This window comes from Gordonia spumicola (assembly GCF_009932475.1).
Lineage (GTDB): Bacteria > Actinomycetota > Actinomycetes > Mycobacteriales > Mycobacteriaceae > Gordonia > Gordonia spumicola.
In genome coordinates this window covers 303,096-315,777 of the sequence record NZ_BJOV01000005.1, presented here as the reverse complement: position 1 = coordinate 315,777, position 12,682 = coordinate 303,096, and the positions used below count along the sequence as shown (strand labels likewise).

11 protein-coding genes are annotated in these 12,682 nt (G+C 69.0%); 1 reads left to right on the top strand and 10 read right to left on the bottom strand.

The window, feature by feature from the left end:
• Positions 1–4: 4 nt before the first annotated feature.
• Genes thrC through argS form a run of 4 tightly spaced genes read right to left on the bottom strand, consistent with a single transcriptional unit; the run spans position 5 to position 5,499 of the window.
• On the bottom strand, positions 5–1,126 hold the full coding sequence (gene thrC / locus GYB83_RS12700) for a threonine synthase (protein ID WP_161895865.1): 1,122 nt from the start codon (positions 1,124–1,126) through the stop codon (positions 5–7).
• Positions 1,119–2,429, bottom strand: coding sequence for a homoserine dehydrogenase (locus GYB83_RS12695; protein ID WP_161895864.1), 1,311 nt, complete (start codon positions 2,427–2,429; stop codon positions 1,119–1,121). Before GYB83_RS12695 ends, thrC begins: the two co-directional genes overlap by 8 nt.
• A complete protein-coding gene (gene lysA, locus GYB83_RS12690) occupies positions 2,426–3,850 on the bottom strand; it encodes a diaminopimelate decarboxylase (RefSeq protein ID WP_161895863.1) in 1,425 nt (474 codons plus the stop codon). Before lysA ends, GYB83_RS12695 begins: the two co-directional genes overlap by 4 nt.
• Positions 3,847–5,499 carry an arginine--tRNA ligase gene (argS, locus tag GYB83_RS12685; RefSeq protein ID WP_161895862.1) on the bottom strand — a complete coding sequence of 551 codons (1,653 nt, stop codon included), beginning with the start codon at positions 5,497–5,499 and terminating at the stop codon, positions 3,847–3,849. Before argS ends, lysA begins: the two co-directional genes overlap by 4 nt.
• A gap of 112 nt (positions 5,500–5,611) precedes the next feature.
• On the opposite strand from argS, the gene GYB83_RS12680 reads away from it, so the two are divergent.
• Positions 5,612–6,211: a maleylpyruvate isomerase family mycothiol-dependent enzyme gene (locus tag GYB83_RS12680; protein WP_228461451.1), complete on the top strand. Its 600-nt coding sequence runs from the start codon at positions 5,612–5,614 to the stop codon at positions 6,209–6,211.
• A 10-nt stretch (positions 6,212–6,221) separates the two neighbouring features.
• Here the strand turns inward: GYB83_RS12680 and GYB83_RS12675 are convergent, their stop codons facing one another.
• From GYB83_RS12675 to GYB83_RS12650, 6 genes are all read right to left on the bottom strand, one after another.
• On the bottom strand, positions 6,222–6,608 hold the full coding sequence (locus tag GYB83_RS12675; RefSeq protein WP_161895860.1) for a DUF1304 domain-containing protein: 387 nt from the start codon (positions 6,606–6,608) through the stop codon (positions 6,222–6,224).
• Between the two features lie 10 nt (positions 6,609–6,618).
• Positions 6,619–7,449, bottom strand: a complete 831-nt coding sequence (locus GYB83_RS12670; RefSeq protein ID WP_161895859.1) for a shikimate 5-dehydrogenase — start codon at positions 7,447–7,449, stop codon at positions 6,619–6,621.
• On the bottom strand, positions 7,446–8,315 hold the full coding sequence (locus GYB83_RS12665; RefSeq protein ID WP_161897500.1) for an RNA polymerase sigma-70 factor: 870 nt from the start codon (positions 8,313–8,315) through the stop codon (positions 7,446–7,448). Before GYB83_RS12665 ends, GYB83_RS12670 begins: the two co-directional genes overlap by 4 nt.
• A complete protein-coding gene (locus GYB83_RS12660; RefSeq protein ID WP_161895858.1) occupies positions 8,312–9,352 on the bottom strand; it encodes an NAD(P)/FAD-dependent oxidoreductase in 1,041 nt (346 codons plus the stop codon). The genes GYB83_RS12665 and GYB83_RS12660 overlap by 4 nt, the downstream gene beginning before the upstream one ends.
• Before the next feature lie 228 nt (positions 9,353–9,580).
• On the bottom strand, positions 9,581–10,975 hold the full coding sequence (locus GYB83_RS12655) for a PQQ-binding-like beta-propeller repeat protein (RefSeq protein ID WP_161895857.1): 1,395 nt from the start codon (positions 10,973–10,975) through the stop codon (positions 9,581–9,583).
• Positions 10,972–12,669 (bottom strand): outer membrane protein assembly factor BamB family protein, encoded by a 1,698-nt coding sequence (locus tag GYB83_RS12650; protein ID WP_161895856.1) that lies wholly within the window; start codon positions 12,667–12,669, stop codon positions 10,972–10,974. The genes GYB83_RS12655 and GYB83_RS12650 overlap by 4 nt, the downstream gene beginning before the upstream one ends.
• Positions 12,670–12,682 lie beyond the last annotated feature (13 nt).

The following is a 12,682-nucleotide window of genomic DNA, read 5'->3' as shown; positions in this document are numbered from 1 at the left end:
TAGATCAGCTGACGCCGAGTGCGCGGGCAACGGCCACCGGATCGACCGGGATGGCGTCCACCAGCCCATTGGACCCGCTCGCTCCGCTCCCGGACGTCCCCGGCATGCCGAGCAGCGCGGTGTCCGGGTCCTTCAGGCCGTTGCCGGTCACGGTGCACACGACGGTGGAGCCGGGCTCAACCCAGCCCTCGTCGTGGGCGGCGAGCAGTCCGGCGACGCTGGCCGCCGACGCGGGCTCGACGAAGACGCCTTCGCGGCCCGCGACCAGGCGGTACGCCTCGAGGATCTTCTCGTCGGTGGCGGCGCGGAACTGACCGTTCGACTCGTCCTTGGCCGCGACGGCCTGATTCCAGCTGGCAGGCGAGCCGATGCGGATGGCGGTCGCGATGGTCTCCGGGTCGCTGACCGGCGCGCCGTTGACAAGCGGGGCCGCACCCGCGGCCTGCACGCCGAGCATGCGCGGCAACGTGTCGATGATGCCGTCGGCGTGATACTCGCGGTAACCCTTCCAGTACGCGGTGATGTTGCCCGCGTTGCCGACCGGCAGGGCGTGGATGTCGGGGGCCTTGCCGAGGACGTCGACGATCTCGAACGAGGCCGTCTTCTGACCCTCGATGCGGGCCGGGTTCACCGAGTTGACCAGCTCGATCTCGGTGAACTCGGCGGTCACCTTGCGTGCCAGTTCGAGACAGTCGTCGAAGTTGCCCTGCACCTGGATCACCTGCGCGCCGTGCATGACGGCCTGCGCGAGCTTGCCCATCGCGATCTTGCCCTCGGGGATGAGGACGGCGCAGGTCATGCCCGCACGGGTCGCGTAGGCGGCGGCCGAGGCCGACGTGTTGCCCGTCGACGCGCACAGGACGGCCTTCTTGCCGTTGTTGACGGCGTTGGTGACTGCCATCGTCATGCCGCGGTCCTTGAACGAACCGGTCGGGTTGAGGCCCTCCACCTTCAGGTAGACCTCGCAGCCGGTGATCTCCGACAAGACCGGAGCCGCGATCAGCGGGGTCGCGCCCTCGTGCAGGGTCACGATCTTCCAGTCGTCGCCCACCGGCATGCGGTCCCGGTACGCCTCGATCAGTCCGGGCCAACCCCGGTGAACGGGCTGGTAGTCGGCGTTAGTCATTGGTTCCCTCCAGACGGAGCACGCTGGACACCTTGATGACGGAGTCCATCTTCTCGATTGCGGCGACGGTCTCCGACTGGTCGCGGTCGGAGGCGCGGTGAGTGACGACGATCAGGCGGGCGCTCTCGCCCGCGCCCTCCTGACGGACGGCGGCGATGCTGACATCGCGCTTGGCGAACTCGGCGGCGACCTGCTCGAGGACCCCCGGCCGGTCGGCGACCTGCATCGACACGTAGTAGCGGGTCTGCACGTCGTCGATCGAGGCGATCGGCAGCGACGCGTACGTCGACTCCAGCGGGCCGCGTCCGCTGTACACGCGGTTGCGCGCGGCCATCACGAGGTCGCCGAGGACCGCCGACGCGGTCGGGTCGCCGCCCGCACCCTGACCGTAGAACATGAGACGTCCCGCGTTCTCGGCCTCGACGACGACCGCGTTGAACGCTCCGTTGACGGTGGCGAGCGGATGGTCGAGCGGCACCAGCGCCGGGTACACGCGCGCCGACACCTTCTCGACGCCGTCCGCGTCGATGCGCTCGCAGATGGCGAGCAGCTTGACGGTGCAGTCGAACTTCTTCGCCGCGGCGAGGTCCTCCGAGGTGATCTTGGTGATGCCTTCGCAGTACACGTCGCCCGCGACGACCCGCGAGTGGAACGCGATCGACGCGAGGATCGCCGCCTTCGCTGCCGCGTCGTGCCCTTCGACGTCGGCCGTCGGGTCGGCCTCGGCGTACCCGAGACGTCCGGCTTCGGCGAGCGCGTCCGCGTAGTCGGCCCCGGTCTCGTCCATCGCCGACAGGATGAAGTTGGTGGTGCCGTTGACGATGCCCGCCACCCGGTTCACGTGATCGCCCGCGAGCGATTGTGTCAGCGGCCGGATCACCGGGATGGCGCCGGCGACCGCGGCCTCGAAGTACAGGTCGACGTTGCTCGTCGCTGCCGCCTCGGACAGTTCACCCGAATGCACGGCCATCAGCGCCTTGTTGGCGGTGACGACCGACTTGCCCGCCTGCAACGCGGTGCGGATCAGGGTGCGCGGCGGTTCGATGCCGCCGATCAGCTCCACGACGATATCGACGTCGTCGCGGGTGACCAACGACAGCGGATCGTCGGTCAGCAGCGACGACGCGATGCCGCCCCTGGGACGACTGAGATCGCGCACGGACACGCCGCGGAGTTCGACGGGTGCGCCGACTCTGGCACGCAGATCGTGCGCGTTGTCCGTGAGAATCCGGACGACCTCGGTGCCGACATTGCCCATGCCGAGCACGGCGACGCCGATCGGACGGGTTGACTCTGCGGTCATGTGGGATCCACCTCCAGGCTCAAGAAGTCTTCGACGGTCTCCCGCCGCAGGATGAGTCGTGCTTGTCCGTCGCGCACGGCGGTGACCGCGGCGCGCGGCGCCATGTTGTAGCGGCTCGACATCGAATAGCAGTATGCGCCCGTCGCCCCGACCACCAGTAGGTCGCCCGGCGTCAGGTCGGACGGAAGCCAGCAGTCGCGGACCACGATGTCGCCGCTCTCGCAGTGCTTGCCGACCACGCGGCACACCACTGCGGGCACGTCCGAGACCCGGTTCGCGAGCCGGACGTCGTACTCGGCGTCGTAGAGGACGGTCCGGATGTTGTCGCTCATTCCGCCGTCGACCGACACGTATCGCCTGGTCGCGGCGCCGTCGAGGTCGACATCCTTGATGGTGCCCACCCGGTAGACGGTGACGCCCGCCGGTCCGGCGATGGCGCGCCCCGGTTCGACGGCGATAGTCGGCATCGGCAGTCCCAGCCGGTCCGACTCACGGCGGACGATGTCGACGAGCGACGCCGCGAGATCTGCCACGAGCGGCGGGTTCTCCGACGGGATGTACGAGATGCCGAGACCTCCGCCGAGGTCGAGGACCTCGATCTGTGTCGTCTTCTCCACGCCGAACTCGGCGACGACGTCGGCCAGCAGGCCGAGGACGCGGTGTGCGGCGAGCTCAAAACCGTCGATCTCGAAGATCTGCGAGCCGATGTGACTGTGCAGGCCGACCAGACGCAGGTTGTCGGCCGCGAACACGGCTCGGATGGCGTCCATCGCCTTGCCGCCGGCCAGCGCGAAGCCGAACTTCTGATCCTCGTGAGCCGTCGAGATGAACTCGTGCGTGTGCGCCTCGACGCCTGGCGTCACGCGGATCAGCACGTCGGCGACGACGCCTCGTGCGCCGGCGATACGGTCGAGCCGTTCGATCTCGTACATCGAGTCGAGGACGACGTGGCCGATGCCGGACTCCAGGGCGTAGTCGAGTTCGGCTTCGCTCTTGTTGTTGCCGTGCATGGCGATCCGCTCGGCCGGGAAGCCCGCGCGCAACGCGATCGCGAGCTCGCCTCCGGTGCAGACGTCGAGCGAGAGGCCCTCCGACTGGACCCAGCGCGCCACCTCGGACGACAGGAACGCCTTCGACGCGTAGTGGACTCGTCCGTGCGGACCGAACGCGGCCTGCATGTCGGCACAGCGCGACCGGAAGTCTGCCTCGTCGTACACGAACAGCGGGGTGCCGAACGTCTCGGCGAGCCGGTCGACGGCGACGCCGCCGATCCGGACCACTCCGTCGTCGTCGCGCCCGGCGCCTCGCGGGTACACGTTGGCCGGGATCTCGGACAGTTCGGCCGGGCTGTTGGGGCGCTCGGCGAAATGCGGAGCCGCGAGGATGTCCGCGTGACGCGGACCTGCGGGGTGCGCCATCACATCCGCTCCGGTGCGCTCACGCCGACCAGGTCGAGTCCGTTGGCGAGCACCTGACGGGTCGCCTCGCCCAGCGCGAGTCGTGCGCGGTGGACGTCGGTCACGTCCTCGTCGCCCTGCGGCAGAACGCGGCACCGCGCGTAGAAGCGGTGATACGCGCCGGCCAGGGACTCCAGATACCGACTCACTCGGTGCGGCTCGCGCAGCGTCGCGGCCGTCGCGACAACCTCGGAGAAATCGCCGATCGTGCGGATCAGGTCGCCTTCGGCCTCGTCGTCGAGGAGTTCGAGGTGCTCCGTCGACGGTTCGAGGCCGAGCTCGGCCGCGGTGCGCGAGAGGGCCGACAGGCGGGCGTGCGCGTACTGCACGTAGTACACCGGGTTGTCGGACGACTGCTTGCGCAGCAGGTCGAGGTCGATGTCGATGTTGACGTCGATCGACGAACGGATCAGCGCGTAGCGGGCGGCGTCGACGCCGACCGCCTCGACGAGGTCGTCGAGCGTGATCACGGTGCCCGCGCGCTTGCTCATGCGGACGGGGGTGCCGTCCTTGACGAGGTTCACCATCTGGCCGATCAGCACCTCGACCGTCTCCGGGTCGTAGCCGAGCGCGGCCGCCGCCGCCTTGAGGCGGACGACGTACCCGTGGTGATCGGCGCCGAGCATGTAGATGAGGTGATTGGCGCCGCGGTCGTGCTTGTCCTTGAGGTAGGCGACGTCGCCGGCGATGTAGGCGTGGTTGCCGTCGCTCTTGATGACGACGCGGTCCTTGTCGTCACCGTAGTTAGTCGACCGCAGCCACCACGCGCCGTCCGCCTCGTACAGGTTGCCGTTGGCCTTCAGCTCGGCGATCGCCTCGTCGACGAGGCCGCGATCGAACATCGAGTTCTCGTGCGTGTAGACGTCGAAGTCGGTGCCGAACTCGTGCAGGGTGCGCTTGATGTGCGCGAACATCAGGTCGACGCCGACCGCGCGGAACGTCTCCAGACGCTCCTCCTCCGGCTGGTCGAGGACGCCGGGGTTGCCATCGACGACTGTCGCGGCGATCTCCGAGATGTACTCGCCCGCGTAGCCGTCCTCGGGGGCGGGCTGACCGAGCGCCGCCGCGAGCAGTGACCGGGCGAAGCGGTTGATCTGCTCGCCGTGGTCGTTGAAGTAGTACTCGCGGGTGACCTTCGCGCCGCGCGCCGCGAGGACGCGGCCGAGGGCGTCGCCCACCGCCGCCCAGCGGGTTCCGCCCAGGTGGATGGGGCCGGTCGGGTTGGCCGACACGAACTCCAGGTTCACGTCGAGAGCGGCGAGTTCGTCGCCGCGGCCGTACTTCTCGCGCTCCGTGAGGACCGTCGCGACGGTCTGGTTCTGCGCGGCCGCCGCCAGGCGGAGGTTCACGAAGCCCGGACCCGCGATCTCGGCGGAGTCGACGCCGTCCTCCGCCGCGAACGCCTCGGCGAGCCATGCGGCGAGTTCGCGCGGATTGACGCCGGCCTTCTTACCGAGCTGAAGGGCGATGTTGGTCGCGTAGTCGCCGTGCTCGGGGCTGCGCGGACGCTCCACCACCACGGTCTCCGGAATGAGGTCGACGTCCAGGTCATGGGCCGCGAACACCTTGCGCGTCGCAGCGCGAAGCAGAGCAGCGAGTTCGGTGGGAGTCACGGGTCCCTATCCTATTGGCCTGGCCGCAGTTCTGGACAATCGGTCGGGTCACACGCGGACCCGACCCCGCCAATCACCCACAACTGTCGGGTGTTCGTATGACAATCGACGGGTGAAGACATCCTCTCGCCTGAGCCGCGCCGACGTGTGGACCGTGATCCGGACCGATCGCCTCACCCTCGCCGCCGACCTCGACGGCCTCACCGACGACGACTGGAGCACTCCGTCGCTGTGTCCGGGGTGGACCGTCCACGACGTGCTGGCGCACATCGTCGACACCGCCCGCACGGGCCGCCTCTCCTTCGCCCGCGACATGGTGATCGCTCGCTTCGACTTCGACCGCGCGAACGAGTCGGGCGTACGGCGTAGGCTGCGGGACCGTCCCGCCGACACCGTCGCCGACCTGCGCGCCGCGGCCGACCTCACCAGGACGCCACCGGCGCCGATCGCGACACGACTGGTGGAGGCGATCGTGCACGGCGAGGACATCCGTCGCCCGCTCGGCATCACCGGCTCGTATCCGACTCCCGCAGTCCTCGACGCCCTCGACTATCAGCTCCGGACGGCCGTCAGCTGGGGCGGCGGCGCGGAACGGGCGGAGGGCCTGAGGCTGGTCGCCACCGACTGCGACTACACCGCCGGTGACGGAGAGACCGTCGAAGGCACCGCCGTCGACCTGCTGCTCCGGTTCTCCGGCCGCGACGTCGGATGACGGCCTGCGGTCACCCGAGCAGGCCGACCGCCAGGAGGACGACTCCGATCGCGGGCGGGACCAGTTGTTTGAGCGCCGCGGACGCCTTCGAGCGATCGGACACGATCAACACGAGCCCCGCGGCGACCATGCTGCCTGCGCCCGCGAACACCAGAGTCGACCCGACCGCCTTCTGACCGGCGGCCACGAGCACGATCCCGAGCGCGATCGACACCGCGAGGAACAGGTTGTAGAACCCCTGGTTGAGGGCGAGGGCCTTGGTCGCCTCGGCCTCCTGCTGCGACGTGCCGAAGACGGCCCGCGCGCGCGGCGTGGTCCACGCGACGGACTCGAGGTAGAAGATGAACACGTGGATGAGCGCCGCGACTGCGGCGAACACGAGGCCTGCGATGAGCATGGTGACCATGCTATTGCCGCGAGTACTCCGAGGCGGCCCGAATCTGCTCCGGCGTCGGGGTGACGCCCGTGTACAGGGCGAACTGCGCCGCGGCCTGGCCCGCGATTACGGCGTCGCCGCTGATCACCTCCACACCGCGGGCGCGTGAGGCCCGTACGAGCGGGGTGTCCGGCGGCATCGCGACCACGTCGAGCACGCCGGTCGCCGCGTCGACCGCGCCTCGGGAGAACGGCAGCTCGTGTTCGCCCGGTCCGCCCGCCATGCCGATCGGGGTGGCGTTGGCGAGGATCGCGGGGTGGGCGTCGGCCAGGTCGACGACATGAGTGAATCCGTACTTCTCGGCGAGCGCACGCCCGGTCTCCCGGTTGCGCGAGACCACCGTGACATCGGTGAAACCGGTGTCCCTCAGTGCCGCGACGACCGCTTTCGCCATTCCGCCGCTCCCGGCGACCGCGACACGCGCACCGCGCTCGAAGGTCGACGCCGCGAGCAGGTCGGCGACCGCCTGATAGTCCGTGTTGTACCCCCGCAGCACACCGTCGTCGTTGACGATCGTGTTGACCGAGTCGATCGCGGCCGCCGACGGCTCGAGCACGTCGACCAGCGGGATCACCGCCTCCTTGTACGGCATCGAGACCGCGGCGCCACGGATCGGCAGCCCCCGGATCCCGGCGACCGCCGACGCGATGTCGGCCGGCGCGAACGCCTTGTAGACGTAGTTCAGGCCGAGGTCGTTGTACAGCCGGTTGTGGAATCGGGTGCCGATGTTCGACGGCCTCGCCGCGAGCGAGACGCAGAGGACGGTGTCGCGGTCGAGGACCCGCGCGTGCGGTGTGGTCATGACACCGAGCGTAGGCGGCCCAGCTTCTCGGGGTTCCGCACGACGTAGACGGCGGTCACCCGACCGTCGATCACCTCGACGCACGTCACGTTGTCGACCACGCCGTCGATGGACGTGATGACCGCGGGCATGCCGTTGACGACCGTCATCCGGAAACCCATCTCGCCCATGTCCGTCCCCTTGGCGAGCAGCCCGACGAGCAGGCGCGCGACGTGATCGACCCCGTGGACCGGCCTGCGGGCCGCCGAGACGACTCCCCCGCCGTCGCCGAGGAAGACGACGCCGGGCGCCAACGTGTCCATGAGGCCCTGGACGTCGCCGGTGACGGCGCTCGCGAGGAAGCGTTCGGCTACCGCCTGCGCCTGTGACGGTTCGGCGACGGCCGCATTGCGTCTGGCCCGCACGTGGTTTCGGGCGCGGCTCGCGATCTGCCTGACCGCCGACTCGCTCTTGTCGACGGCGGCGGCGATCTCCGAATACTCGAACGCGAACACCTCGCGCAGGACGAACACCGCTCGTTCCGGCGGGCTCAGCGTCTCGAGGACGAGCAGCATCGCGGTGGTCACCGCCTCCCCGGTCAGGATGTGGTCGAGCGCATCGTCGGTGGACGTCTCGAGCGGTTCCGGCAACCACGGGCCGACGTAGTCCTCCCGCCGTCGTCCCGCCCTGCGTGCCGCGTTGAGGGCTTGTCGCGTGACGATCCGCGCCAGATACGCGCGGGGATTCTCCACACCGGCTCGGTCGACGTCGCGCCACCGCAGCCAACTGTCGGAGACCACGTCTTCGGCGTCGGCGACCGAGCCGAGGATCTCGTAGGCGATGGAGAACAGCAGCGGGCGATGCTCGACGAAGTCGTCGGCCGTCATCTCGGCCCCGGGAACGTCACCGCGGAACCCGTTCTGGCGGACCGAGCCGCGAAGCGGCACACCTGCTCCTTGAACATCGCCCCGGCGCGTCCGCCGAACCAGATCCGACTGGGGTCGTCATTGCGATGTGCGTGCTGGATCACCGCGTCGTGCCTGCCCAGCGACACGTTCTGCCCGACGAACGACATCGAGAACGGCGTCGGCCGGCGTCCCGCCGTCTCCCGAATGATGTTCTTCGCGGCATGGGCGCCCTGCGGGAGTGCGGCCTGACAGCTGGCGCGTGTTCCCGCCACCGCGGCTGCGTCGCCGACCGCGTACACGGTGGGGTGGCTGGTGCTGCGGAGCTGTGGATCGACTCGCACTCTGCCCGTCTCATCGGTGTCGAGACCGCTTAGCGCGGCCAGGTCGCTGACCTGCGCGGCCACCGCCCACAGTGTGAGGTCCGAGTTGTCGGCAGTCGTCCACGTGCCGCGGACGACCTCGACGCCGAGAGTCGACAGCACCTCGGCGACTCTGCGCCGCGCGCCATCTCCGAGCGACGCGCCGAGCTCGTCGCCGACGAGCCGAACCACCAGGTCGGGGCGCTGCTCGGCAACCTCCGACGCCGCTTCGATTCCGGTCAGTCCGGCCCCGACGACGGTCACCGCCGCCCCTTCTTCGAGGGCCCGCAGGCGTCGGGCGGCTTCGCAAGCCTGGTCGACGTCTCCGACCGCCAGGGTCCCCTCGGGTGCGGCGGCCGAGCTTCCGACCGCATAGATCATGCGGTCGAAATCGAGCGACGTGCCGTCGGACAGTTCGACGACTCCGTCGTCAACCTTCTCGACTGCGGCCTTCCGGTGCGCGACGCGTCCGTCGAGCATCTCTGACAATGGCCGCGTCGCCTGTCCGGTTCCAGCGATCTCCTGGTGCAGTCGGACTCGCTCGACGAACTGCGCGTGCGGACTGACGACCGTGACCGTCAATCCGCTGCCCTTGCGCGCCAACAGGTTCGCCGCGACTGTTCCCGCGTATCCGGCCCCTGCGATCACGATCTTCATGGTGTGACTCCCTCTAGCGTCGGTGGTGGACATACATGGGACACCGCCCGCCGCCTCCCTGTGACACGTCGACGGTATGCCGCCGATCACAATCCCAGGGTCGGGCACAGGCCTATCTGATCCGAGCCTCCCAAATTCAGTACTGAGATCGGCACTCGAGGGAATACTGCCCGCGAGTGCCCGTCTCGGTACTGAGTTTGGCAACACTTGAGACCGGGCTCGACAGAGTCAGGCCATGCCTATCAAGAATCGGCTGTCACCCACCGCGCTGCTGCACCGGACGATGGTCGCGCCCGGGGTGGACCAGGCAGCGAACATCCACCCTTGCAAGCCGCACGGCGACGGAGTTCGCGACACCACCCTGTTGCGATCGACGTCGACGGTGACCAGCGTGTCATTCGAAGCGATGAGCAGATTGTCACCGACAGCGGCGACCTCGCGGATACTGAGGGTCTCGCCGGGTGTGAGGTGCAGGCCGGCGAGGTCCACCGTCACGGTACGGTGCCGCGCCACGTCGCGAATCCGGAGAGTGCCGTCGCCTGGATCGGACGACCACGACAGCACGATCATGCCGCGCGGACCGTCGGCGAGCTGATCGACGCTGAAGTTCTCGGGAACGACGAACTCGTCGATGACGCGGCCGTCCGCATCGGTGACCGTCGCGCGATCGTTGCTCGACATCGTGACGGTCCTCCCGTCCGGGAGGCTCGTCGAGTTCTTCCCCGTCCCGGACTCCTCTTTCACGAGTCGTCCGCGCGACACGACACGACCAGTGCGGATGTCGACATCGAGGGTGACCCCGCCCTCACGGCCGATACGGATCGCGGTACCGCCACGGACGACCTCTTGCTGAAGGAGCGCAGGCCCGGACCGGCCTGCCGGGCTGAGGTCCCCGAAGCGCACCTTCCAGACCGTTCGACCGGTGCGCGCGTCACGCGCTGTCAACTTGGAGCCCTCCGCGACCATGACCATCCCGCCGTGGACGGTGACGTCGCCCCGCTCGGCGATGTCGATCCGGTACACCGGCGCTCCGACGGCGTCGGGCATGCCGCCGAGGGGTGTGGCCGGTTCGACGACCACGGGCATCCACGGCGTGTCCGCGTAGGCACGCATCAACGGTGCCGAGCCTCCGACACCCGCAGCGACCACGGCAATCGCCGTGAGCATCGCGACGAGTACGCCTCGACGCCCGCCGCTCACCGCAATGGCGAGAGTCGCCACCAGCGCCACGCTGCCCGCCACCGCGCCAGCCAACGACGCGACGACCGCGCCGCGCGAATCGAGGAAGCGGTAGAGGTCCGGATCCTTGCCGAGATGACTCGCGAACACGATCGTCGCGATGGTCGACGGGCCGGCGAGCCACCCGACGAACCACGCGATCTCGCCGCGATGCCGTCCACGCAGGCACACGACGACCGCGACAGCGAGGAACGTGCACGCCGCCGCGGCGATCGCGACAGCGCTGAGTGAAGCGACGGTCGAATCGGCGTCGAGCACCGGCGACTCGGAGGTCAATGCGAAGACGCCTCCGGCCAGTGCAAGAATCGCCAGCCCGACGCACGCGCCGATCGCGTACGCGCTCAGCGTCCGCGGGGCCGGGTCGGCGGCGGGGATGTCGGTCATGCGTGAACTCCTGGGAGGAACAGCCCGCTACTCTCGGTGTCGTCGCGATCTACGTACGACTGCAGGAAGACTCCGCCGCCGACGACTGTCGGATCGGTGTACGAACCGTCGACCGTGCGGATGCGGCCCGTGGCCCGGTCGGCGACGACGACATGGGTGCTCGTCGTCCACACCACGGACGCCTCGAGAACCATGACCGACTTCGGAACGTCCGAACTCGCGAACGCGACGTCCGGATATTCACCTGTCAATGAGCGGAGCGTGACGTTCTTCTTCCCGTCCGCGATGAGACAGTTCGTCGCCTCGTCGCAGGTGAACTCTCCGGTGGCAGCCAGCTTCCGTCCGGTCGTCAGATCGACGATGCGGTCGGGCAAGTCTTCCCCACTCGGGCCGTATCCACCGACAGATCCCCCGAAACGCCTGCCGTCGAGCCCGCGAGCCTGTTCCAACTCCACAATGTTCCGGAGGCCGTCCGGAGTGCCCGCCACACGGTCGTGTCCACGGCCCGTGGCCGCGTCGATCCTGACGATTCGCGTGCGGTCGGGACACTGGAGCAGCACCATCACGTCCATCGGACGATCGGCCAGCGAGGAGATCCCGCACGTCGCCGGTGCACGCCATGTCCAGGCGTCGCGGCCGGTGACCACATCGACAGCGGTGACCGTCGCCTCACCGCGAGACCGCGTCAGCAGGTGATAGCTGGTCTGCGCCCCGTTTCGACTCGAGTTCGACAGATACGGTGGTGCGGCCACCCGCTTCCAGAGGATGTCGCCGTCGTATACATCGATGCCGTACCAGGTCCGGTCCCCGTCGGCTTCATGGACAGCCACCACGAGCTGGCGGCGTCCGGCCATCGTGTGGACCGCCGCGGACGTGTAGACGCCGTCCGGAATCCGCAGCCGCCACCGTTCCGACGAGTCGGACGCATTGTGCATCACGATGTCGGCTGTGACGACGCCGCTATCGGTGTCCGTGTCGATGCCGGTCACGTACCCGGGTCCGACGGCGGGCCAGTCGGACCGGAGCCCCGCGATGACGCGCCCAGGCACCGCCACGTCCGCGGGCACCGTGCTCGCCTTCGGCTGCATCTCCGCATGGACCACGGTCAGTTCGCCGTCTTCGACGGGCGGAAGTCCGATGGCGCCGACGCCGACGACGACGGTGAGGAGCCAGACTCCGACGGTGACGAGTCGTGGCCCTGGATCGGCAGAGAACCAGGTCGCCGCAGTTCCGACGAGCACAACAATCAGCCCGGCGAGGCAGATCCACCAGGCGTCGACCGTCGCCTGAAAGCCCGATCCCTGCGTCCCCCAGTCGTCGGTGCGGGCGCCGGTGAGGCGAGCGAACTTCGCGGCCACCGTCACGACCACCACGCCGCAGAACGCCAGGATGAGGATCGCCCGCCGCGTTCCGAGGCGCGCCGGTCGGCGATGCACGACGAGCAACACAGCGATCACCGCGAGGATGCACGCCGCCACGACGGCCACACCTCCGGCGACGGGGACGCGGATGTCGCTGAACCGCGTCTCGCCCCTGGTCCCGTAAGCGTTCTGCGACTCGTTGGGGGTCCCCCACACCAGGGCCGACACCGCAAGCCACGCCGCCACCGCGAGCAATCCGGCCCCGACTCCGATCGCCGCGGACGACAGCAGCGCCGGATCCCGCAACCTGTCGACCACCGCTTTGGATTTCACGGGCTCACGATAG